The organism is Eggerthella timonensis (assembly GCF_900184265.1).
Classification (GTDB): Bacteria; Actinomycetota; Coriobacteriia; order Coriobacteriales; family Eggerthellaceae; genus Eggerthella; species Eggerthella timonensis.
Window position 1 is genome coordinate 2,740,829 of sequence record NZ_FXXA01000002.1, and the last position, 22,263, is coordinate 2,763,091.

Annotated in this window: 19 protein-coding genes; 2 read left to right on the forward strand and 17 right to left on the reverse strand. The window is 68.1% G+C overall.

The annotated features are described in order from the left end of the window. Positions 1–83: 83 nt before the first annotated feature. From ribF to C1A15_RS11560, 9 genes are all read right to left on the reverse strand, one after another. Entirely contained in the window at positions 84–1,007 is a 924-nt protein-coding gene (gene ribF, locus C1A15_RS11520; RefSeq protein ID WP_101722705.1) for a riboflavin biosynthesis protein RibF, read from the reverse strand. Next, positions 991–2,013 (reverse strand): tRNA pseudouridine(55) synthase TruB, encoded by a 1,023-nt coding sequence (gene truB, locus C1A15_RS11525; RefSeq protein ID WP_101722706.1) that lies wholly within the window; start codon positions 2,011–2,013, stop codon positions 991–993. Before truB ends, ribF begins: the two co-directional genes overlap by 17 nt. Next, complete coding sequence (locus C1A15_RS11530) at positions 2,001–3,014, reverse strand: DHH family phosphoesterase (protein ID WP_101722707.1); 1,014 nt, start codon at positions 3,012–3,014, stop codon at positions 2,001–2,003. Before C1A15_RS11530 ends, truB begins: the two co-directional genes overlap by 13 nt. Before the next feature lie 8 nt (positions 3,015–3,022). Beyond that, the gene (gene rbfA, locus C1A15_RS11535; RefSeq protein WP_101722708.1) at positions 3,023–3,460 is read right to left on the reverse strand and encodes a 30S ribosome-binding factor RbfA; all 438 of its coding nucleotides are present in this window, start codon (positions 3,458–3,460) and stop codon (positions 3,023–3,025) included. A gap of 308 nt (positions 3,461–3,768) precedes the next feature. Continuing rightward, positions 3,769–6,531, reverse strand: a complete 2,763-nt coding sequence (gene infB / locus C1A15_RS11540) for a translation initiation factor IF-2 (protein WP_101722709.1) — start codon at positions 6,529–6,531, stop codon at positions 3,769–3,771. 17 nt (positions 6,532–6,548) lie between these two features. After that, a complete protein-coding gene (gene rnpM, locus C1A15_RS11545; RefSeq protein ID WP_101722710.1) occupies positions 6,549–6,830 on the reverse strand; it encodes an RNase P modulator RnpM in 282 nt (93 codons plus the stop codon). 28 nt (positions 6,831–6,858) lie between these two features. Then, complete coding sequence (gene nusA / locus C1A15_RS11550) at positions 6,859–8,076, reverse strand: transcription termination factor NusA (protein WP_101722711.1); 1,218 nt, start codon at positions 8,074–8,076, stop codon at positions 6,859–6,861. Positions 8,077–8,093: 17 nt separating this feature from the next. Next, positions 8,094–8,573 carry a ribosome maturation factor RimP gene (locus tag C1A15_RS11555; protein WP_101722712.1) on the reverse strand — a complete coding sequence of 160 codons (480 nt, stop codon included), beginning with the start codon at positions 8,571–8,573 and terminating at the stop codon, positions 8,094–8,096. A gap of 348 nt (positions 8,574–8,921) precedes the next feature. Further along, positions 8,922–10,766, reverse strand: a complete 1,845-nt coding sequence (locus C1A15_RS11560; RefSeq protein WP_101722713.1) for a sensor histidine kinase — start codon at positions 10,764–10,766, stop codon at positions 8,922–8,924. Positions 10,767–10,798: 32 nt separating this feature from the next. Here C1A15_RS11560 and C1A15_RS11565 point away from each other — a divergent pair, with 32 nt between their 5' ends. After that, a complete protein-coding gene (locus C1A15_RS11565) occupies positions 10,799–11,890 on the forward strand; it encodes a hypothetical protein (protein ID WP_180953084.1) in 1,092 nt (363 codons plus the stop codon). A 414-nt stretch (positions 11,891–12,304) separates the two neighbouring features. Here the strand turns inward: C1A15_RS11565 and C1A15_RS11570 are convergent, their stop codons facing one another. From C1A15_RS11570 to fixA, 7 genes are all read right to left on the reverse strand, one after another. Then, positions 12,305–14,011: an AMP-binding protein gene (locus C1A15_RS11570; RefSeq protein ID WP_245865007.1), complete on the reverse strand. Its 1,707-nt coding sequence runs from the start codon at positions 14,009–14,011 to the stop codon at positions 12,305–12,307. Positions 14,012–14,022: 11 nt separating this feature from the next. Next, positions 14,023–14,601, reverse strand: coding sequence for a helix-turn-helix domain-containing protein (locus C1A15_RS11575; RefSeq protein WP_101722714.1), 579 nt, complete (start codon positions 14,599–14,601; stop codon positions 14,023–14,025). A gap of 540 nt (positions 14,602–15,141) precedes the next feature. Continuing rightward, on the reverse strand, positions 15,142–15,630 hold the full coding sequence (locus C1A15_RS11580) for a DUF1269 domain-containing protein (protein ID WP_101722715.1): 489 nt from the start codon (positions 15,628–15,630) through the stop codon (positions 15,142–15,144). Between the two features lie 251 nt (positions 15,631–15,881). Next, on the reverse strand, positions 15,882–16,181 hold the full coding sequence (locus C1A15_RS11585; RefSeq protein WP_101721077.1) for a ferredoxin family protein: 300 nt from the start codon (positions 16,179–16,181) through the stop codon (positions 15,882–15,884). Next, on the reverse strand, positions 16,178–17,473 hold the full coding sequence (locus tag C1A15_RS11590) for an FAD-dependent oxidoreductase (RefSeq protein WP_101722716.1): 1,296 nt from the start codon (positions 17,471–17,473) through the stop codon (positions 16,178–16,180). Before C1A15_RS11590 ends, C1A15_RS11585 begins: the two co-directional genes overlap by 4 nt. A 243-nt stretch (positions 17,474–17,716) precedes the next feature. Next, positions 17,717–18,598, reverse strand: a complete 882-nt coding sequence (locus C1A15_RS11595) for an electron transfer flavoprotein subunit alpha/FixB family protein (protein WP_101722717.1) — start codon at positions 18,596–18,598, stop codon at positions 17,717–17,719. Positions 18,599–18,643: 45 nt separating this feature from the next. Further along, a complete protein-coding gene (gene fixA / locus C1A15_RS11600; RefSeq protein WP_101722718.1) occupies positions 18,644–19,402 on the reverse strand; it encodes a putative electron transfer flavoprotein FixA in 759 nt (252 codons plus the stop codon). 507 nt (positions 19,403–19,909) lie between these two features. On the opposite strand from fixA, the gene C1A15_RS11605 reads away from it, so the two are divergent. Further along, positions 19,910–20,695 carry an enoyl-CoA hydratase/isomerase family protein gene (locus C1A15_RS11605; protein WP_101722719.1) on the forward strand — a complete coding sequence of 262 codons (786 nt, stop codon included), beginning with the start codon at positions 19,910–19,912 and terminating at the stop codon, positions 20,693–20,695. A gap of 135 nt (positions 20,696–20,830) precedes the next feature. On the opposite strand, the gene C1A15_RS11610 is transcribed toward C1A15_RS11605, so the two are convergent. After that, positions 20,831–22,105 (reverse strand): hypothetical protein, encoded by a 1,275-nt coding sequence (locus tag C1A15_RS11610; protein ID WP_101722720.1) that lies wholly within the window; start codon positions 22,103–22,105, stop codon positions 20,831–20,833. Positions 22,106–22,263 lie beyond the last annotated feature (158 nt).

Consider the following 22,263-nt stretch of genomic DNA (forward strand, 5'->3'; position numbering starts at 1 on the left):
GACGGGGTAATTGTCTCATTTGGCGAGCCAAATGAGACAATTACCCCGTCCCTCTGTCTCACTCCCTTTGTCTCCCCCTCGCCTTACAGGTTCTCCCTGACCCAGGCTATGTTGCCCTTCACCGTGGACACGAGCTCGTCGAGGTCGTCGAACTTGCGCATCTCGCGCAGCCAGTGGAGGAACTCCACCTTGACCGGTTTGCCGTAGAGGTCGCCGGAGAAGTCGAGGAGGTGCACCTCGCAGGTGGCAGTGGCGCGATCGGCGAAGGTGGCGGCCACCCCCACGTTCACGGCAGCCTTGTAGCGCGCGCCGTCCACGTGCGCGTAGGCGGCGTACACGCCGTCGCCGAGCGGCCGCATCTGATCGGGAACCGTGAGGTTCGCGGTACGGAAGCCCAGGTCGGCCCCTTCCCCGCGGCCCGGTTCCACGACGCCGGTCATGAAGTAGGGGCGGCCCAGCAAATGGTTCGCCTCCTCGACGTTGCCGTCGGCCAGCAGCAGACGGATGCGCGTGGCCGTGATGGGCGCGCCGTCGTCGCTCTTCAGATCGTGCGCCTGCACGTCTGTGCCGCCCTCGGCCGCCCATGCGTCGAGGTCGCGCACCGTGCCTGCCGCCCGCGCGCCGAACTTGAAATCGTAGCCCACGTGCAAGCACGACGGCACCGTGCCGTCGAACGTCTGCACGAGGAACTCCTCGGGCGACGATGCGGCGAAATCGCGCGTGAACGGCAGCACGGCGACGGCGTCGACGCCGCTGTCCGCCAGCATGAGCACGCGCTCCTCGTTCGTCATGAGCTTCTTGAGCCGCGTCGGGTGGAACACCTCGTCGGGATCGATGTCGAACGTCAGCGCGACGCTGGCGCCGCCGCTTTCGGCTGCGGTTGCGCGAGCGCAGTCGAGCAGGAAGCGATGCCCCCGATGCACGCCGTCGAACACGCCGAACGCGCACGACGTGCCCTTGAAGAACCCGTGGTCGAACGACTCGTCGACCCTATATATCTCTGCCACGAGACACCCCCGTTTGAAACACGCAGCGCGTCTCGAACCGAGCGCGCCCCTCGTCGAACGCGTACAGCGCGACGAGCCTGTTGTCCGTCAACACGGCCACGAGCTCACCGTCGCGCGGCGGCTCGCAGCTTTCGCGCACGCCCGCGGTGCAGGCGCACATCTCGGCCGCCGACGTCGTCCTCCTCCGCTCGAACAGCGGCAGCTCGGCAGCCGGAAGCTGCGCGCCGTTCGCCACCTTCTTCGCCAGCTCGCCCTGGGCGTAGGAGAACCGCACGCCCAGCAGGCGCACCGGGTCGAGCGCGGCGCGATCCTTGAGCTCGGCCAGGGTCTCCAGGCTCACGCACTCCTCCAACGTGAGCAACCCCAGCTCGGTGCGCTCGAGCGCGCCCACGTGCGCCGGGCAGCCCAGCGACACGCCCGCGTCGCGGGCGAGCGCGCGGATATAGGTGCCCTTCGACACCTCGAACGACACGTCCCACGTCGGCAGCGTCTCGCCGTCGCCCTCGTGCACGCCCAGCAACCGCGCATCGTACACCTCGATGTCGCGCGGCGCAAGGTCGATGATGTTGCCGGCGCGAGCTGCTTCGTAGGACTTCTTGCCGTTCACCTTGATGGCCGAGTACGCCGGCGGCATCTGCTTGCGCTTGCCCACGAGGCCGGCCACGAACGCGGCCGCGAACTCGGGGTCGAGCACGCGGTCGGGCACCTCTCCCGTACGGACCACCGATCCGGCGGCGTCGTCGGTGTCGGTGCCGGCGCCGAACGCGATGGACACGCGATAGCGCTTGTCGTGCCCGGTCAGATACGACCCCAGGCGCGTTGCCGGCCCGACGCAGATGGGAAGCACGCCGGTGGCCATCGGGTCGAGCGTGCCCGTGTGCCCCACGCGACGCTCGCCGAAGATGGACCGGCAGCGGTTCACCACGTCATGAGAGCTCATGCCGGCGGGTTTGTTCACCCCGACGACCAGCGACAGCCCCGATAGCCCCCGTTTCACGCGCCGCACGCCCTCTCGCCCTCGGCGAAGGTCGCCTCGAGCGCTTCCTCGACCGTGCGGCGCGCCTCGTCCATCGTGCAGGACAGCGTGAAGCCTGCCGCGGCGACGTGTCCTCCCCCGCCGAACGAGCGCGCGATGGCGGCCACGTCGGTGTCGTCCTTGGCGCGCAGGCTGCCGCGCACGACATCGCCCTGCTCCCGCAGCATGCACGCCACACGCACGCCCGCCACCGAGCGCAGCGCGTCGATGATGGGCTCGGCATCGGCCTTCACCGCGCCGACGGCCTCGAAATCCTCGGCGACGAGCCAGCTCATCGCGTAAGCGCCGTCCGCGCCGAACGCCATGCGCTCGACGGCGAGCCCCTCGAGGCGCACGGACGGCAGCGTGCGGTTCTGGAAGATGGCGCGCGACACGGACGCCGGATCGGCCCCCGCCTCCACCATCTCGGATGCGGCGCGCATCGCCGCCGCGTCGGTGTTCTGATACTGGAAGCGGCCCGTGTCGGTGACGAGGCCCGTGTAGCAGCACAGCGCCACGTCGCCGGCGCGATCCGCGCCCAGAAGGCCCGCGAGCTCCCACACGAGCATCGTGGTGGAGGCGGCGTCGGGATCGACGTACACAAGGTCGGACATCGCGGCGTCCACCGCATGGTGATCGACGGTGACGGCCAGCTCGCAGGCGTCGCGCAGGGCGGCTGCCGCCTCCCCGATGCGCTCGCGGGTGGGGACGTCGACCCCCACGAACGTGCGGGCGCGCCCGTCGAAGGACGCTGCCGGCACGAGGTCGGCCGCTCCCGGCAGAAAGACGAGCCGCTCGTCGATAGGCTCGTCTTTCGCCAGCAGGCAGGTCACGCGCTTGCCGAGGCCCTTGAGCGCCGCGGCCAAGCCGAGCTGCGAGCCCAGGCAGTCGCCGTCGGGGCTCACGTGCCCGCAGATGATGAAGTCGTCATGCTCCTTGAGCGCCTCGGCGATGGAGGCGAGGTCGGTGTTCGTCTGGGGCGTGACCGCCATAGGGTCTCCTACTCGTCGTCGGCCGCCAGCTCGGCTTGCGCCTCGCGATCGGCCATGATGTCGGCATCGGCCGGCACGTCGCTGTCCGTGGGCGCGACCACCTTGTTGCGCGCGGCATCGCGCTCGAGGGCCGACGCGATGCGCTCGGCCTCGTCCACGCTCTTGTCCAGCAAAAAGCGCAGCTCCGGCGCGATGCGCCACGACAGCTGCTTCGCCATGAGCGAGCGGATGCGGCCGGACGCCTTCTGGAAGGCCGCGGCCACGTCCTCGTAGCGGTCTGGCTCGGTGGTGTAGAACACGTTGCACACGCTGCGATCGTAGCTCACCTCGCAGCCGGTTATGGTGACCAGCTCCAAGCGCGGGTCGGATATCTCGAAGAGCAGGATGCCCGCGACGATCTCGCGCGCCTGCTCGTTGACCTTGCGGTTCGATGAACTCTGTTTCATGATGCGTCTCCTTACCGATAAAGGCGAACCTTGCAGGTGGAACAAGGGCCTATGGCTAACCGAGTGACCTCGGCATCTTCAGCCGCCGGCCCTTGAGCCAGCATACCGAGCGCAAAGCGTCGGAGGAAGCGCATCGCCGCTACGGTAACCACAAGGTTGACGTAGCGGCGAGCGAGCCGTACGGGGGGGGCGTGCTGCGCGCAGTTCCGCACGAGCCGAAACGTCCAGTGGACGTTTCGAGCGAGCCAGGACTGTCTGAGCACGGCATGCCCTCCGTCCGGCTCGCTCGCCGCGGTCGGCACGGACGGTTACTCCGTGCGCTCGACTTCCTTCACGGTGTAGCCCTCGATGTGGTCGCCGATCTTGAGGTCCTGGTAGCCGTGGATGCCGATGCCGCACTCGTAGCCCTGCTTCACGGACTTCACGTCGTCCTTGAAGCGGCGCAGCGACTCCATGACGCCCTCGAAGATGATGGTGCCGTCGCGGACGATGCGCACCTTGTCGTCGCGGTGGATCTCGCCGTCGATGATGTAGCAGCCGGCGATCGTGCCCACCTTCGGCACCTTGAACGTCTCGCGGACCTCGGCCACGCCGGTGTCCTCTTCCACGATGTCGGGGGAAAGCAGGCCCACGCGCGCGGCGTTGATCTCCTCGATGGCCTGGTAGATGATCCTGTACAGGCGGATGTCCACCTTCTCCTTCTCGGCCTGCTGCTTCGACTTGCCCGTGGGACGCACGTTGAAGCCGATGATGATGGCGTCGGAGGCGGAGGCCAGCGTGACGTCGGTCTCGGTGATGCCGCCGACCGCGGAGTGCACGATGTTGATGCGCACCTCGGACTGGTCCATCTTCTCGAACGCGTCGCGCAGCGCCTCGATGGAGCCCTGCACGTCGGCCTTCACGATGAGGTTTAGGTCGGTCTGCTTGCCCTCTTCGATGCGGTTGAACAGGTCGTCCAGGCTCATGTGGCTCTTGGACTCCTGCTCGGCCAGACGGGCGCGCAGCGCACGCTCCTCGGCCAGCTTGCGGGCGTCGCGCTCGTCCTCGAACACGCGGAACTCGTCGCCGGCGACGGGCACGCTGTTGAGGCCCAGGATCTCCACCGGGTCGGCGGGACCGGCCGAATCGACGTGCTTGCCGTGCGGATCGACGAGCGCGCGGACGCGGCCGTACGACGTGCCGGCGACCACGACGTCGCCCGGATGGAGCGTGCCGCGCTGCACGAGCACCGTGGCCACGGGACCGCGGCCCTTGTCGAGGTTCGCCTCGATGACGAAGCCGGAGGCCTCGGCATCGGGGTTCGCCTTGAGCTCGAGCACGTCGGCCTGGAGGATGATCGTCTCCAGCACGTCGTCGATGTGCAGGCGCTGCTTGGCCGACACCTCCACGAACATGTTCGTGCCGCCCCACTCCTCGGGGATGACGCCGTACTCGACGAGCTCCTGGCGCACGCGGTCGGGGTTCGCGCCCGGCTTGTCGATCTTGTTGACGGCCACCACGATGGGCACTTCGGCCGCCTTCGCGTGGTTGATGGCCTCGATGGTCTGCGGCATGACGCCGTCGTCGGCGGCAACCACGAGCACGATGACGTCGGTGACCTGGGCGCCGCGGGCGCGCATGGCCGTGAACGCCTCGTGGCCCGGCGTGTCGATGAACGTGATCTGCTTGCCGTCGATCTCGACGACCGACGCGCCGATGTGCTGGGTGATGCCGCCGGCCTCGCTGGCCACGACGCCCGTGTCGCGGATGGCGTCCAAGAGCGACGTCTTGCCGTGGTCGACGTGGCCCATGACGGTGACCACGGGCGGGCGGGGCTTGAGGTCCTCGTCCTTGTCGTGGTACACCACCGCGTACTCCTCCTCCGGCGACACGACGCGCACCTTGCGGCCCATGTCGTCGGCGATGAGCTCCACGAGGTCGTCGCCCATGGACTGCGTGAGCGTCAGCACCTGGCCCAGCATGAACAGGCGCTTGATGATGTCGTTGGGCTGCACGCCGAGGATCTCGGCGAACTTCGCCACCGTGGCGCCCTGGGGGATCTCCACGACGGAGTCGTCGAGCACGAGCGTGGGGTCGAGGCCCTTCTCGATGGCCTCGAGCTCCATGCGCTCGCGGTTCTCGGCCTCGCGCTTCTCCTTGCGCTTCTTGCGGCGGCCTTCGCCCTCGTGCGTGGACGCGGCGGCGACGGCGGCGCGGGCCTCGGCCAGCACCTTGTCGCGCTGCAGCTTCTCGGCCTGCACGGCCATCTGCGCGTAGCGGTCCTCGGGCTGAGCGGCCTGCTGCTCGAGCTCGGGAACGATCTGCTCGATATGGCCGCCCTTCTTGCCCTTCTTGGCCGGGCGCTCGGGCCTGGAGCCCTTGCGTGCGGCGTCGCGTGCCGCCGGGGCGGCCTGCTTCTGGGCCTCGATGCGCTGCTTCTCGGCCTCGATCTGCGACAGCAGCGAGTCGAACGCGGGCTTCTTCGCGCCGAGCACCGGCGCGGGCTTCTTGGGGGCCGACGCGGGAGAGGCGCTCTTGGCGCCCTTGGCGTTGCGGTTGCGCAGCGCCTCCTCGACGGCTTGCTTCTTGGCCACCTCGGCGGCCATCTTGGCGGCGCGGGCGCGGGCACGGGCTTCGGCGGCCTCGCGGGCGACGCGCTCCTTCTCGCTCTCGATCTGGCTCGCCAGGCTCTCGAACGGCGAGGACGCCGGCGCCTTCTTCGGCTTGTCGGAGCCGTCGGCGCCCATGCCGCGCTCATCGTCGGACGAGCCCTCGGCGCGTTGCGCGCGCTCTGCCTCGCGGGCGGCGCGCTCCTGCTCCACGGCCTCGCGACGGGCGCGCTCCTCCTCGGCCCGCTTGCGCTCGGCCTCGGCGCGCTCCTCGGCCAGCTTCCTGGCCTCCTCGTCCTCCAGCTGACCGGCGCGCTGCTTGATCTCGGGCTCGAGATTCTTGCGGATCTTGTCGACGTAGGCGTCCGCGAGCATGCTCGCGTGGCTCTTCGCGGGGATCTTCATCTGTTGCAGCTTGTCGAGCAGCTCTTTGCTCGACATATCGAATTCCTTCGCCAACTCATGTACTCGCATGCTGGCCATATACCACTCCTCTACTTCTATCTCGCTTCGCGCGCAGCCGAAGCGACGTCGGCGGCGATCCTGTCGTACTCATCGCTGCCGAGCGTCGCCTTGAGCGCCCGGTCGAGCTTTTTCTTCTTGCATGCGGCGGCGAAGCACTCCTCGGAGCAGACGTACGCCCCCCTGCCCGGCGCGCGGCCGGTCTTGTCGAACGACACGGCGCCGGACGGGTCGCGCACGATGCGCATGAGCTCGGCCTTGCCGGCCAGCTTCCCGCATGCGATGCAGCTGCGCTGCCTCTTCGTCGCCGTCGTCGTCATACCAGGCCGCCCTCTCTCGGTACCTAGTTTACGCTTCGTCGAGGTCGGCGTGCACGCCGCAGTACCGGCTGCCCGGGCGGGCATGGTTGCGGCAGCGGACCCCGTCCTCGCCCACGTAGGCGCACAGCCCCGCCTCGTCGTCGCCGGCCTCGTCCTCGTCGATCAGCATGTTGTCCATCGGGGCAAGCGACTCGCCCGTGAAGCTGGCGCTCTTGATGTCGATGTGCCACCCCGTCAAACGGGCGGCGAGGCGGGCGTTCTGACCCTCCTTGCCGATGGCCAGCGACAGCTGGTCGTCGGGCACCACGACGGTGGCGTAGTTGTTCTCGTCGTCGACCACCACGCGGGTCACCTTCGCCGGCGACAGCGCGTTGGCCACGTACACCGCCGGGTCCTCGGCCCACTGGATCACGTCGACGCGCTCGTTGCGCAGCTCCTCGACCACCATGCGCACGCGGCTGCCCTTCGGGCCGACGCAGGCGCCCACCGGATCGAGGTTCGCCTCGCGCGACGCCACGGCGATCTTGGAGCGGGCGCCGGGCTCGCGGGCGATGGACTTGATCTCCACCATGCCGTCGTAGATCTCCGGCACTTCGATCTCGAACAGGCGGCGGATGAGATCCGGGTGCGTGCGCGACACCACGATGGCCGGGCGCGCCTGCTCGCCGCGCATCTTCGGCGCGTCGGAGTTCGGGTCGCGCACCTCGATGATGAGCACCTTGAGGCGCTGGTTGTGACGGTAGTGCTCGTTGCTCGGGCGCTCGTTGCGCTCGTTGGGGTTGCGCTTCACGTCGTAGTGGGGCAGCTCGGCCTCCACGCCGTCGCGGATCTTGATGATGGTGAAGTCGGGCGTGCCCTGCAGCACCGTGCCCGTCACGAGATCGCCCACGCGGTCCGAGAACTCCTCGTAGATGGACTGGCGGCCGGCCTCGCGCACGATGGACGCGATGACGCCCTTGGCGTTCTGGGCGGCGATGCGGCTCACGTCGTCGGGTGTGACGTCGCGCTCCTCGAACTCCTCGTACTCGCCGGTCTCCTCGTCGGGCTCTCCCACCGGCACGAGCTCGTACACGTAGATATGGCCCGACTGGCGGTCGATGGTCACGCGGGCATCCCACTCGAGATCGAGGATGTGCTGGTAGCTCTTGGCGAGCGATGCCTCGAGGCGTTCGATGAGGTAGAACTCATCGATCTTGCGCTCATGAGCCAGCGCCTGCAACGCCTCAATCAGTTCTGAACTTGCCACGTCTTCGCTTCCTTTCCTCAGATGCTCGTTTGCGAGCTGAAATCGATCGTGCCCTTGAGATGGGCGCGTTTGATGGCGTTCATCGGGATCCGCACCTCGGCGCCGTCGACGTCGAGCGTGACCGCGTCGCCTTCCGCGCCCACGATGGTGCCGGTCCAGTTGCTGCGGCCGTCCACGGGCTGCGTCTTGAGCACCGCCGTGTCGCCCGCGAACCGCGCGAAATGCTCCACGGTGCGCAGCGGACGGTCGATGCCGGGCGACGACACCTCGAGCGTGTACGCCCCGGGGAACGGGTCGAGCTCGTCCATGAGGTCGTTGATCCACGCCTGCGCGGAGGACAGCTCGTCGAAGCTCACGCCGTCGGGCGTGTCTATAAACACGCGAATCGTCGGGGCCTTCTTCGCGCCCACGACCTCGACCGTGACGACCTCGACGCCCTCCTGCTCCGCCCGGGGAGCCAACGCGTCGAGCAGCTGCTGTTCCTTCTTGCTGAGCACGCGCCTCCTCCTTCCCGTTTGGTTCGCTTCGCCGCCCCATGTTCGCCCGCCGCCTCGTGGAGGCGAGCCCGTACAAACAAAGAAAGCGGGAACAAGCCCACTTTCTCGTGTGTCGAAAGTATGGTGCGCGAAAACGCGCTTGCTTCTTTGTCGTGCCCAGCATTTATACCATATCAGCTGCGCTTTGCCTAGTGCGCTCATCAGGCAGCCCGCAAGTTCACCACATTTTTGCGCAAGCGGACGGCGGGCGACGGTTGCACGGAAGCCGAAAAGCGCGTTGTCGGCCGAACGCCTCGGAAATCGTCTCGAAAGCGAGGCTTTCGACCGACCATGCGCTTCTCAAGCGGCTCAACGGTCCAAGCGCAGGGCGATGCGGACGACGGCGGTGCCATCCTCGACGTCGGCGACGAGCGCGCCGTGGTGGCGCTCGACGATCTGGCGCATGGCGGGCAGCCCCAAGCCGTGGTTGCGCGCGTCGGGCTTGCTCGTGGCTCCGAACGCCGCGTCGGGCGCGGCCGTGTTCTCGCAGCGCACGGCCACGCGGCCGTCGCGCTCGCGCATGGAGAACGCGATCCGTAGCTCGGGCTCCCCGGCGGCGCGGGCGCGCTCGCACGCCTCCACGGCGTTCGCCAGCAGGTTCGACAGCAGCACGACGAGCTCGGTGCTCTTCATGCCCAGCGTCGAGGGCACCTGCACGTCCCAGCTCACGCGCACGCCGGCCGCCTGCGCCGGCGACAGGTAGGCGGCCATGACGGCGTTTACCACGAGGTTGTCGGCGTAGCGCAGCGGCGCTTCGGAGTCCTGCAGCTCGCCCAGCTCGTCGAGGTAGGCGCGGCAACGCTCCCACTCCCCCGCGTCGGCGAGCCGGCGCAGCGTGCCCACGTGGTGGCGCAGGTCGTGGCGCGCGGCGCGCGTGGCCTCCTCGCCGCTGCGCAGGTGCCTGACGCTCGTCTCTGCCGCGCGCACCTGCACCTCGAGGTCGCGCACCTGCTCGCCGGCGGCGCGCAGGCGACGCACGCGCTCCACGAGCATCCAGGCGAAGATGCCCACGAGGATGAGCGCCGCGTACTCGCTCTGCCACAGGCCGTACAGCGGCTCGTAGGCGTTGTTGTCCAGCAGGTTCGCCACGAGCGCCGCCCCCAGCACCGCGCAGCCGTACAGCACGAAGCGCGCCTCGGCGCTGCGGTTGAGCGCGCCCGCGACGGCGCAGCCCACGAACAAGGCCCAGCAGCCGGCGCGCGCGACGGTCTGGAACAGGCCGTACGCCTCGATGGACGCCGGCAGCGCAGGGATGGCCAGCGCCCAGGCCAGCGTGACGGCCGGCAGCGCCCATAGAGCTCGTGCTGCCCAGCGCGCGGCCGGGCGCCGCGCCTGCGTCCACGGCAGCCCCGCGGCGCGGGCGGCCAGCGCCACCGCCGACACGAGCACGCATGCCCACGCCGCGTCCTCCACGGCATACCACCAGGTCCCGGCGATTCCCAAGCGCCAAACCGCTCCGTGCGCGCCCGCTACGGCGAAGGCGGCGCACAGCACGCCGAAGTCGCGCACGAGCGCGTCGCCGTCGCGCCTGCGGCGCACGGCCAGCGCGAACAACGCGGCGGCGAGCGGCCCCAGCACGAGCACGCAGGTTCCCAGCGCATTCGCGAACACGATGGCGGCCATCTCCTGAGCGGTGCCCAGCACCGGCGGGTAGTACAGCCCACCGTAGTAGTGCGCGTCGTTGACCACCTCGAGCCTCAGGCGCGTGTCGTCGCCCACGACGATGCCCACGTCCGCGCCGTCGCGGCTCGTCGCCGCGAGAACGCCGTCCACGTACAGCGCGTAGTCTCCGTACACCTCGGGGACCAGCAGGACGAGCGCGCGCTCGTCCCGGTCGCCGACGTAGCGCAGGGCGAGCTCGTAGGAGGCGCTGCCGAAGGCGGACGTGCCGCCCGGCGCGTAGGAGAAGTTGGAGTATTGGCCGATGAACGTCTCGGTTTGCGGGCCGCCGTCAACGGAGAGCAGCCACCCGTCCACGAGCGAGAGGGGGCGTTCGAGGTCGGCGTCGGCGATCTCGACGGCCCCGTCCGAACCGTACGGGGGCGGCGCGAGGTATTTGTTATCATGGTAGTACGTCAGCGCGAACAGGCATCCCGCAAGCAAGAAGACCGCTGCTGCGGGAGCCGCCGCACGGCAGAGCGCACGAACCGGCATACGCCACCTTCCGCGAACGACAAGGAGCCTCCGTGCAGCATGGTACCAGAAAACGCCTCGGCCGCACGGTCGCGGGCGCGCTCGCCCTCGGGATCGCGGCCGCGCTGGCCCTCCCCTGCTCCGCGGCGCTCGCCCTCACGGCAGGCGGGGACGTCGGAGGGGGCGGCGATGGCGGCATCGACCGCGTGGACAAACCGTTCGGGCAGATCATCCGCATCATCCCTGACGTGGGGATGAGCGCGCTGCTGTACCTGCCGGCGCTGCCGATCGACCCGTATTACCGCGACGAGGAAACAGGGCGCCCCGCCTTGCAGGCGCTCTACGTCGATCGCGCCTACGCGGACGACCCGGACGCCTGGGAGCGCTGGGGCACCTTCGAATGGGACGAGGATTGGCAGGAGTACGCATGGGGCACGGACAGCATCTTCCCCGTGTACGACGATGACTACGAAGATCCCTCCATCCTGTACTGCACGGTCAGCTACTCTTCGAGCATCGTCGACTACCGCGACTTCTACCTGCGCGCGACCGCGGTGACGCTCGAAAACGGCGCGCTGACGACCACCGCGTTCGAACCGGCGCTCATCGCCTACGAGGAGGAATGGCTCCCCGACCCGGCACCGAACCCTGACGTGCCTGACGAGCCCGACGCGGAGCCTCCGAGCGTCGTGAACCCGCCGGAGGTGGACTCCGGCGACGGCGGCGGCAACCGCGGGGGCGTGGGCCAAGGCGAGAGCGAACGCGTGAACCCGGGAAGCGCGCCGGCAGACAGGAATCCTTCGACCGAAAGAGCCGAGACGATCCCGCCGCAGGGCGATGCCGGCGAAGGCCAGGGCGCCGAACCGCGAAGCGGCGCCTCCGGAAGCGAGGAGGACTCGGTGGAAAGCGCGCCCACGGCCCCCGAAGATCCTACGGAAGGCGTCGCGCCGGCCGCAGGCGAAACCCGAGAAGCCCCGAGCGGCGAGCGCCTGGGCGCTTCCGCGCCCAAGGGCGTCGAGGACGAGGAGCGCATTCCGGGCTTCGCCTGGGCCGTCGGCCTCACCGCCGGAACCGCGGCCGTCGCCGGAGGAGCGCTCGTCGCATGGCGAAGGGGTTCGGAGCGCCCGCGTAAAACGCGTCCTTGAACGCGAACCGCTTGCGGCCGCGCTGACGTCGCGATGCGGTCGTCTTCCGCGCGAGCAGAATCCTCGCGCACGCCGTCGGGCTTGCGGCCGGGCTTCGCGCGGCGGGTCGATCGTTCCAGCACGCCGCGAAGCCCCGCTCTCGTACCGTAATCACCCAAATGTTACGTTGGTGCGCCTCCGCCGGGCTTTCGCCTGCGGCCGCCATGCCCTTCGCGAGCGTTTCCCCAGGTCGCAAAAATCGTAGCGACCGCATGGCGTCCGACAGCGCAACATTACGGTGATTACTGCACGAAAAAGACCCGAGCGGCCGCCGGAAACCGCACGCTCGGCTCGGGCGCGTACGCCTCGCCGCGACGAACCGCGCTTCCGCGGAAACGGGTGCGCCGCACGCTCCACGAGCGCGCGGCGCCCCGCCTACTTCCCGGCCCGCACCAGCTCTTCGGCCATTTCGCGCAGCTTGAATTTCTGCACCTTCATGGACGGGGTCATGGGGAAATCGTCCACGAAGAACACGCGCTTGGGCACCTTGTAGCGCGCGATGCGCGGGATGGCGAAGGCGCGCACGTCGTCCTCGGTCATGCCCTCGTACCCGGGGCGCACGCGCACGAACGCGCCCACGAGCTCGCCGAGCTTCGCATCGGGGATGCCCACCACCTGGGCGTCCAGCACGCCGGGCATGGTCAGCAGGAAGTTCTCCACCTCGAGCGGGTAGACGTTCTCGCCGCCGCGGATGATCATGTCCTTGATGCGCCCGGTGACGCGATAGTAGCCGTCCTCGTCCACCGTGCCGAGGTCGCCCGAATGCAGGTAGCCGGCCGCGTCGATGGCGCGCGCCGTCTCCTCAGGCATCTTGTAGTAGCCCTTCATCACGTTGTAGCCCTTGCAGCACAGCTCGCCCGGCTCTCCCGGCACGCAGATGTGGCCGTCGGCGGGATCGATCACGCGCACGTCCACGGGCGGGTGCTTGCGCCCCACCGTCTCGCACTTGTGCTCGATGTCGTCGTCGGCGCTCGTCTGCGTGAACACGGGGCTCGTCTCGGTGAGGCCGTAGCAGATGGTGATCTCCTTCATGAACATCTTGTCCATGACCTCGCGCATCGTCTCGGGCGGACACGGGCTTCCGGCCATGATGCCCGTACGTAGGCTCGACAGGTCGAACGTGTCGAAATCGGGATGGTTGAGCTCGGCGATGAACATCGTGGGCACGCCGTACACGCTGGTGGCGCGCTCCTTGTGGATGGCCTGCAACACGAGGCTGGCGTCGAATTCCTCCACGATGATCATGGTGGAGCGGTGCGTGAGGTTCGCCATGACGCCCAGCACGCACCCGAAGCAGTGGAAGAACGGCACCGGCAGGCACACGCGGTCGTCCGCCCCCAGCTTCTGCCCCTCGCCGATGTAGAAGCCGTTGTTGAGGATGTTGCGATGCGTGAGCATGACGCCCTTCGGGAAGCCCGTCGTGCCGGACGTGTACTGCATCATCACCACGTCGTTGTTGTCGAAATGGGTTTCGGCCTCCGCGAGCGCGTCAGCCGGCACGTGCTGGCCCAGCAGCACGAGCTCGGGCACGCTGTAGCAGCCGCGGTGCTTCTCGGGGCCCATGTAGATGACGTTCTTGAGGAACGGGTACGTCTCGGACTCCAGGTAGCCGCGCTGCTGCGTGAGCGTCTCGGGCACGAGCTCGCGGATGATCTCGAGGTAGTCCACGTCGCGGTAGGCGTCGATGACGCAGAGCGCCTTCATGTCGGACTGCTTCAGCACATAGTCCAGCTCGTGGCTCTTGTACACGGGGTTCACCGTCACCATGACCACGCCGATTTTGGCCGTGGCGTACATGAACGTCAACCAGTCGGGAATGTTGCGCGCCCACACGCCCAGGTGGTCGCCCGGGCGCATGCCGATGGCGAGAAGCCCGCGCGCCAGGTTGTCGGTGCGCTCGTCGAAGTCCTCGTACGTCCAGCGCAGGTCGCGGTCGGGGTACACGACGAACTCGTGGTCGGGATCCACGGCGACCTGGTCGCGGAAGTAGCGCCCGATGGTCTTCTCGGAATGCAGCGGGTAGTCGGCGTCTCCCGGGACGGGGGCGCCCGAAGCAGCCTCGTTCTTCTCGTCGGTCATCATGTTCGCCCTCCCTAGATCGGGGTGTAGACGACGGCGAGGAACTTCGCCTTCTGGCCGTCGTGGGCGCGCACCTGATGCGGCACGATGCAGTCGTAGTAGATGCTCTCGCCCGGATGCAGCACGTAGACGTCCTTGCCGTACTCGATCTCGATAGAGCCCTCCATGCCGAAGAGCCATTCCTCGCCCTCGTGCCCCACCAGCTCGTGATCGGTCGCGCCCGAGGGGTCGACCGTGATGATGAACGGGTCCATGTGACGCGAGGGGCGCCCCGCGGCCAGGCTGAAGTAGCTGAGGTCGCCGGCGTCGCTGGCCGTCTCGAGCGTCTTGACCTTCGCGACCTCCTCCATCTGGGCACGGTCGATGTAGGCGGGACCCAGGTTCTCGTCGTCGTCCATGAGCGTTCCGAGGCGCACGCCCAGCGCGCGCGTGATCTTGATGAGAGGCGCGAGCGAAGGCGGCAGCTCGCCGGCCTCGAGCTCCTCGATGACCGACACGTCGCATCCGCAGCGATCCGCCAGGTCTTGGCTCGACAGGTGATGCGCCGTCCGAAGGGTCGTGATCTTGGTCCCCAACTTGTTCTCGTCCGCCATGGCAGCGTCCTCTCCTCGTGCTTGCTGTACCGACCATGGTATCCCATGAGCTGCCGGTGTCCAATCATGAAAAGGCGTGCGGCGAAATCGGCGGAGGCGCTCGGCACCGCCCGACGCGCGATGCGACGAGCCCAACGCGCGGTGCAGCCGACGCGGCGTCGGCCACGGAACGGCCGCGCCGGCCGAATCGCGTTTTCCGGTCGAAAACGCACGGAATTCGCCATCGGCCATCCGATTCCGCCGCGATCTCGTCATGGACGTTTTCCGACCTGCGACGATGCGAGACGGCTAAGGTCGCAAGGGAAGCCGTTGCGAGACGAGCCGATCCGATCGGGGTGCATACCGTGCAAAACCTGCCAAAACTTCGAAGAAGTTTGGCGCGCCCGCGCCGTCCGAGCGGATGGCGGAGCCTGCTCGCTGGCGCGCGTCGACGCCCAACGCCGAAACGGGGCGCAAGACGAGCGAAGCCGCCCCAGAAGGGACGGCTTCGCGGGATGCTGAAACGCGCAAGGACGGGCGGGCGTGGAAGCGCCGGACGTCCTAGCCCTTGAAGAGGGCGTGCTTGAGCTCTTCCTCGTCCTTGATGGACAGCGAGGTTTGCAGCACGTCGCCGCCGAACGGGCGGATGGCGTCGATGAACTTGTCGGTGGTCATCTCGTCCACCACCATGAACACGGCGGCGCTGTCGTCGCTGGACAGGAGGTTGCGCACGCGATCCTGGAAGTCCTTGTCCACGCCGTGCTTGACGATGGCTCCCGTCAGCGCGCCGATGCCTGCGCCGAGGGCCGCGCCGAAGAACGGCACGAAGAACAAGAGGCCGAACAGCACGCCCCAGAACAGGCCCCACACGGTGGAGGTGCCCACCTTTGAACCGGGCGTGACCACGTCGTACTTGCCGTCGGCGCGACGCGCCACGACGGCGACGGACTGCAGGCTGACGATGAGGTTCTTGTCGAGGTCGAGGATCTTCTGGTAAGCGGACGTTGCCTCCGCCTCGCTCGGATAACCGAGCACGATGAGCGTACTCATTTGATGGGGCTCCTTTCGATGCGTTCGTTGGAGCCTCCACTGTAATGCCTCGCAGGCGAAAGCGGCAGGAAGCGTTGCCGGCCGCCACCCGCTTGAAACCGTCGCGTAAGACTGAGCTTGACGGCGAACGACCCTGTTTGGCGCGCGAAATGTCCCAAAAGTGCCTGTCCCCTTTTGGGACATTTCACACGAAAAACGGCGCAGGGCCCGAAACCCTGCGCCGTTTCGACGCTGCGTATGGCAACGGCTTCCTAGCCGTACCTATACTCCACGCCCATGGTGGGCTGGGGGTTCTCCCACTTCTTGACGATGGTGCCCTCGCAGGCGATGCGGCAGGTGCCGCACTCGAGGCAGCCGACGTAGTCGAAGGACTTGGCGCCGTTCTCGTCGATCTTGTACAGGGCCGCCGGGCACACGCGAACGAGCTTCAGGAACTCCTCCGCGTCGGGGTCGTCGACCAGCTCGATGTGGGCGTTCTCCTCGTCAACCTCGTACTTGTCGATAGCCAGGAACTCGTCGACGTTGACCGTGATCTCCTCGACCTTGCTCACAGCGACTTCACCGCCTTCCTCACCTCGCCGGCCAGCTTGAACAGGCCGCGCTTCCTCACGATGGGCATCATGCGCTTCATGAGCGGCTTCTGCGGCTCGCCGTCCACGCTGAACAGCGCGTTGAAGATCTCCTTCATCATGACCGGGTAGTCGTCGAACATGCTCGACCAGCCCTCCATGGTGTGCGGCCACTTGCGGAACGTCGCCAGGTCCCGGATGACGAAGGAGCTCTCCATCGCGGTCTTGTAGGAGGCCAGGCCCGCAGCCGACGTGTCGCCCGCGTCGAGCGCCTTCGCGGCCGCGAGCCCCGCCATCTGGCCGGACGCCACGGCGAAGTCCATGCCGCGCACCTGGTAGCCCATGTTCATGCACAGGCCCGCCGACTCGCCCGCCACGAGCGCGCCGTCGAAGACGTAGCGCGGCACCATGTCGTAGCCGCCCTCGGGCACCATGTGGCCGGAGTGCTCCACGAGCTTCGCGCCGCGGATGACGGGGGCCACGGCCGGGTGGTTCTTGAAGTCCTCGAGCATCTGGTAGACCGGGACCTCGTTGGAGCCGTCGGCGGCCAGCGAGATGGTGGCCACGAGGCCGAGCGAGACGGAGTCCCTGTTCGTGTACAAAAAGCCGCCGCCCACGTTGCCGTGCGTGCAGTCGCCCACGAAGAGCATCGCCGCGCCCTCGCCCTCGGGCACGAGGAAGCGGTCCTCGATCTGCGAAGCCGGCAGCTCGAACACCTGCTTGACGCCGACGGCCATCTGGCTCGCCTTCGGGCGGGGGTTGCCGAGGCTGCGCTCGCACAAGAGGCTGTTCACGCCCTCGGCGACGATCGTCACCTCGGCGGTGATCTCGTCCTCGCCGGCGCGCACGCCGACGACCTTGCCGCTCTCGTCCTTCAAGAGCTCCTCGACCGCGATGCCGCAGATGTACTCGGCGCCGGCGTCCTCGGCCTTGCTCGCGAGCCACTGGTCGAAGGGCGCGCGCAGCACGCTGTAGGAGTCCTTGGCCTCCTCGGCGAGCTCGGGGCTCGTGAAGTCGATGGCCATCTGCGAGGCGGGGTCCATGAACGCCATGCGCTCGTGGGTGATCTTTCGCTCGAGGGGGGCCTCCCGCTCGAAGTCGGGGAAGACCTTCTTGAGCGAGTGCGAGTAGATGCGCCCGCCGGTCATGTTCTTCGCGCCGGCGAAGTTGCCGCGCTCGACCACGAGGACGCTCTTGCCGGCCCGGGCGAGCTCGTAGGCCGCCACGGCGCCCGCGCACCCGGAGCCGACGACGATCGCGTCGAAATCAGCCATGTCCTGTCCTTTCTTGTGTGCGTTTCCACTATCTTACCGTGCCGCGGCATTCGCCGCAAACCGTCGAGGCTGTCATCCCGAGCGCGCGGGGCGGGCGCGGGACGCTTCATGCTGCCGACGAGCTGGCGAAGATCTCGTCGAGGAGAGGAGGGGGATGCGACGTTCCGCCTCCGCCCGCAGCGCTCGGGATGACAGCCTGACCGGCTTCCCCGGGCCCGCAAGGGCCCGGGGAGCAAGCTCGGCTTACAGTGCGGCCGCGAGAGCCGGCAGGACGTCCTTGATGTCGCCCACCAGGCCGTAGTCGCACTGCTTGAACACCGGAGCGTTCTTGTCCTTGTTGATAGCAAACATCGTGCCAGCGCGGTTGCAGCCCACCATGTGCTGCATCTGGCCGGAGATGCCGCAGGCCACGTACGCCTTCGGCGACAGCATGAGGCCGGAGACGCCCACGTACAGCTCGGTGGGGAGCCAGTCCACGCCCTCGGTGAGGGGGCGCGAGCAGGCCAGGCCGGCGCCCAGCTTGTCGCACAGGGCGCGCGCCAGGTCGAGCTCGGACTCCTCGGCGAAGCCGCGGCCGGCGGCCACGACGATGTCGGCCTTGTTCAGGTCCACGCCGCTCTTCTCGATGGGGTTCGACGAGACGAGCTTCACGGGGTTGGCCGGGGCGATCCAGGCGACGTCCTCGACGGCGTTGGTGCCGGAGGCCTCGGCGCCCTCGAAGACGCCCGTACCCACCGTGTACACGGCCACGCCGCCGCGCGGCTTCTGCACGCGCTCGGCCACGCCGCCGAAGTACAGGCTCTTGGCGCCGTCCTCGAAGGACATGACGTCGGTGATGACGGAGGTGTTCGCGTGGGCGGCCAGCTTGCCCGCGATCGTCTTCATGTGACGGGTCGGCTCGACGATCACGACGCCCGGCTGCTCGGCGTCGAACACGGAGATCACGGTGTCGGCGGCATCGTCGAGGACGGAGCCCTCGGGCACGCAGATGCGGGCGATCTTGTCGGCGACGGCCTCGGGGGCCTCGCCGAAGGAGACGAGGACGACCTCGTCGGCCATGGTGCGAGCGCCAGCAGCGAGTTCCCGAGCGGCGTCCGCGCGTTCAGCGATAACGAGTGCTTTCATGAATATCAACTCTACCTTTCTGTATGCAACGGATGGTCGGGAAACTTACAGCGCGGCCTTGAGGGCGGCGGCGAACTGCGCGATGGCGCCGTCGGCCGAGGCCTCGAGGATCTCCTGCTTGCGGTCGGCCTGCTCGGGAGCCTTGCAGGACACGACCTCGAGGGCGCTCTCGTAGGCGCCGTCGGCGCCGGCCACGTTCATCGGCTTCTTGCCGGCGGCGAGGATGTCCTTCATGCCGGGGATGCGGGGCAGCGCGATGTCGGGAGCAACCGACACCACGGCCGGCAGCGGGACCTCGACGACCTCGACCACGTCCTCGAGCGTGCGCTCGACCTCGAGCACGTCGCCCTTCGCGGTGATCTTCGTGGCGGCGTTCACCACGGGCAGGCCCAGCTTCGCGGCCAGCTGCACGTCCACCTGCTGCGCGTAGTTGTCGGCGGAACCGTCGCCGCACAGGATGACGTCGAAGCCGCCCACCTTGCCCACGAGCTCGGCGAGCGCGCCGGCGGCGGCGTTGGCGTCGAGGCCCTTGCACGCATCGTCGGCCGTCATGTACAGCTCGTCCACGCCGCGGGCGAGCACGTTCTTCTTGAGCTTGGAGTCGTCGATGTCGGCGCCTCCCACGGTAACGGCGACCACCTTCGAGCCTTCCACGGCGGCGGCCAGCTGGGCGGCGGCCTCGATGGCGTTCAGGTCGTAGGCGGACACGGTGTTCTTCGCCTTGGAGTAGTCCAGAGAACCGTCGGCCGACACCTGGATATCCTGATCGTCGGGAACCACCTTGAAAGCAGCAACGATGTTCATCCTGTACCTTTCCCTTCTCGTTTGACGTATAAGAGGTATGCGGAACCTTGGCCGGGCGCGTCTCGGGCTTTCCCGCCTTCTCGGAAGCCGCCCGGGCCGTCCCCCAGCGCGTTGATGACAGTTTGCAGCGCCGTTGCCGCCCCGTCATCGCAAAATCGCTGTGAAACCCTCATTACTCAACTTTTGACTATGCTTTTTCGCACGGTGCGGCCGCAGGGTCGAAGGCCGCCCGGAAACGCGGGGGCGAGGGCCGCGCGCACGGGGACTCTCCCCCGCTCACTACCCCGGTTTACGCGCGCCTACTGCTTTTTTTGCGATGCCCCGATTGCGCAGTATCGTCGAATTACTGCGCTGCTTGCGATGCGTCGGATACCTGACGATCCCTATGATGGAAACAGATTCCAGGCGCGTCCTTCCTCCCGCCGCGCCGTGCTGCACATGACGCGGCGGGAGGCGACGGCGCTTGGGAGACCGGCGTTTAGAATCGCAACAATCCAAGGAGGAGCAATGGCAGATTACTATGGCACCGACACCGTCGTATCCGAACTTCGCGAGGACGGCCTGCTGATCATCCGCATCAACCGACCCGACGTGGCGAACGCCCTCAACGGCGAAACCTCCAAGGCCATGGAGAACATCATGAACAACGCCGAGCTCGATCCCGCGGTGCGCGCGATCATCGTCACCGGCACCGGCAAGGTGTTCTGCGCCGGCGAGGACCTCTCCGAGCTCAGCGAAGGCGGCGAGTGCCAGACCGTGACCGAGCACGGCTTCGGCGGCCTGACCGCGCGCCTGTGCTCCAAGCCCGTCATCGCGGCCTGCAACGGCTCCGCGGCCGGCGGCGGCATGGAGATCGCCCTGTCCTGCGACATGGTCGTTGCGAACGAGAACGCCAAGTTCGGCTGCACCGAGGTGGGCCTCGGCATCATCGCCTCCACGGGCGGCCTCGTGCGCCTCGCCCGCGACATCAACCGCAAGGACTGCATGGAGCTGCTGCTCACCGGCAAGAAGATCAAGGCCCCCGAGGCGAAGGCGCTCGGCCTGATCAACTACGTCGTGCCGGCCGAAGAGGTCATGGACAAGGCCATCGAGCTGGCCGAAGAGTGCCTGAAGAACGCGCCGCTGGCCCTGAAGTGGACGAAGTACATCGTGCACGCCGCCGACCAGATGTCCGAAGAGGACGCCATGCGCTACTCCGACGCCGCCTACCGCTTCCTCGAGAAGACCGCCGACGGCATCGAGGGCCCGGCCGCCTTCGTCGAGAAGCGCACGCCGAACTGGCAGGGCAAGTAGTTCCTCCTTTGCACCGAAGCCCCCGGACGCCGAGCGCCGGGGGCTTTTTTGTGAGACGGTGAGACAGAGGGACGGGGTAAATGTCTCATTTTGCAAAATGAGACATTTACCCCGTCCCTCTGTCTCACCCCCGTCTCATTCGCCCAGCTCGCCCGTCAGGCGTTCCTTCCAGGTGAGCTTGCGCGGCGCGAAGGGACTCGGCAGGGGCACGTCGGCGCCGATGGAGCGCAGGGCGATATCCCACAGCGTGCGGCGGCCGCCGAAGAACAGGTAGCGCTTCTCGAGCTCGGGCAGGGCCGCCTCGTCCACGGAGCCGGCGCGGGCGAACCCGTCGAGGATCGCGTCGCTCTCGCGCTTCGCCTTCGCCTTGCGGTAGGCCACGACGGCGTTCGCCACGAACACGCCTACGGTGTAGGGCAGCACGAACGCCTTCACGAGCGCCACGAGGTCGTCGGCACGGTAGTCGGCCAGCGCCTGGACCTTGTCGCCCACGAGGTCGGGGTCGAGGACGTGGGCGAGCCGGCCGTCCTCGCTCGTCGCCGCCCAGCGCTGCACGTCCACGAGCCACGCGCCCGCGAACACGATGGCGGCGCCCGAGAGCACCACGGCGACGATGCCGAGCCCCTTGAACCAGCGCGCCACGCTGGACATCCAGTAGTACGGCACCGTGTAGGCGTACAGCAGCAGGAGCACGGCGGCGAACACGATGGAGCCGCCGACGATCACGGCATCCTGCCGCACGAACCGATCCGTCGCAGAGCCGAGGACGCGCTGGACGTCGTACACCCACGAGAAGCCGCCCGCGATGGCTCCTTCGGCCGAGACGCCGAGAGAGCCCACGAGTGCCGTGAGCCAGGACAGCAGCATGCTCGCCAAGGCAACGATGACGAAGAACGCCGGCAGGGTGACCGCGACGCTGGCCAGCCCTCGGGCGAGACCGCTGTCGAAGCGCAGCGCCAGGAAGTAGAACAGCAGAAAGCCGCCCAGCAGCACGGCCGCGAAGCCGAGGTACAGCGAGATCGACCCCGATAGAGCCTGTCCCGCGAGCGCGAGCGCGAGCTTCGCCGCCAGCAACGCGACGGCGAGCCCCACGATCGCGACGCAGCCGAGCACCCAGGCGCGCTGCAGCCGATCGGCCTCGGTGCCGAGGCGCGCGGTGCCGCCCTCGTCGACGAGCCGCACGAAATCGAGGCGATGGATGCACTGCGACACGCGCACGGCCTTCGCGCCGAACGCGCATGCCGGCGGAAGGAACAGCGCGAGCCCCGCTCCCGCCGGCAGCGCCAGGCAGAGCATCGCGTACAGCGCGAGCGGAATGCCCCAGCGATAGCCCGTGCCGAACGGGCGCCGCGTCCAGGCGCGCAGGCGCGCGAGGGCGGCGCGGGCGATATCGGGAAGCGGGGTCATCATGCTTCCAGTGTACGGTCGGCCCGCGCCGCGGACAAGCAACGGCTGCGCAACCGCCGCGCCAAAGGCGCGCGACGGCATCGCTCAGGAGGGGGGGCTTCCGCACGCGGATCCAACGCGGATCCAACGCGGTTTCCCCGCCGTTTCCACGTGGTTCCAAC

Excerpts from the sequence above, each read along its gene's own strand:
- C1A15_RS11530 (WP_101722707.1), bottom strand. The coding sequence starts at position 3,014 with ATGGCGGTCACGCCCCAGACGAACACCGACCTCGCCTCCATCGCCGAG.
- rbfA (WP_101722708.1), bottom strand. The coding sequence starts at position 3,460 with ATGAAACAGAGTTCATCGAACCGCAAGGTCAACGAGCAGGCGCGCGAG.
- infB (WP_101722709.1), bottom strand. The coding sequence starts at position 6,531 with ATGGCCAGCATGCGAGTACATGAGTTGGCGAAGGAATTCGATATGTCG.
- rnpM (WP_101722710.1), bottom strand. The coding sequence starts at position 6,830 with ATGACGACGACGGCGACGAAGAGGCAGCGCAGCTGCATCGCATGCGGG.
- C1A15_RS11560 (WP_101722713.1), bottom strand. The coding sequence starts at position 10,766 with ATGCCGGTTCGTGCGCTCTGCCGTGCGGCGGCTCCCGCAGCAGCGGTC.
- C1A15_RS11570 (WP_245865007.1), bottom strand. The coding sequence starts at position 14,011 with ATGATGACCGACGAGAAGAACGAGGCTGCTTCGGGCGCCCCCGTCCCG.
- C1A15_RS11575 (WP_101722714.1), bottom strand. The coding sequence starts at position 14,601 with ATGGCGGACGAGAACAAGTTGGGGACCAAGATCACGACCCTTCGGACG.
- C1A15_RS11580 (WP_101722715.1), bottom strand. The coding sequence starts at position 15,630 with ATGAGTACGCTCATCGTGCTCGGTTATCCGAGCGAGGCGGAGGCAACG.
- C1A15_RS11590 (WP_101722716.1), bottom strand. The coding sequence starts at position 17,473 with ATGGCTGATTTCGACGCGATCGTCGTCGGCTCCGGGTGCGCGGGCGCC.
- C1A15_RS11595 (WP_101722717.1), bottom strand. The coding sequence starts at position 18,598 with ATGAAAGCACTCGTTATCGCTGAACGCGCGGACGCCGCTCGGGAACTC.
- fixA (WP_101722718.1), bottom strand. The coding sequence starts at position 19,402 with ATGAACATCGTTGCTGCTTTCAAGGTGGTTCCCGACGATCAGGATATC.
- C1A15_RS11605 (WP_101722719.1), top strand. The coding sequence starts at position 19,910 with ATGGCAGATTACTATGGCACCGACACCGTCGTATCCGAACTTCGCGAG.
- C1A15_RS11610 (WP_101722720.1), bottom strand. The coding sequence starts at position 22,105 with ATGATGACCCCGCTTCCCGATATCGCCCGCGCCGCCCTCGCGCGCCTG.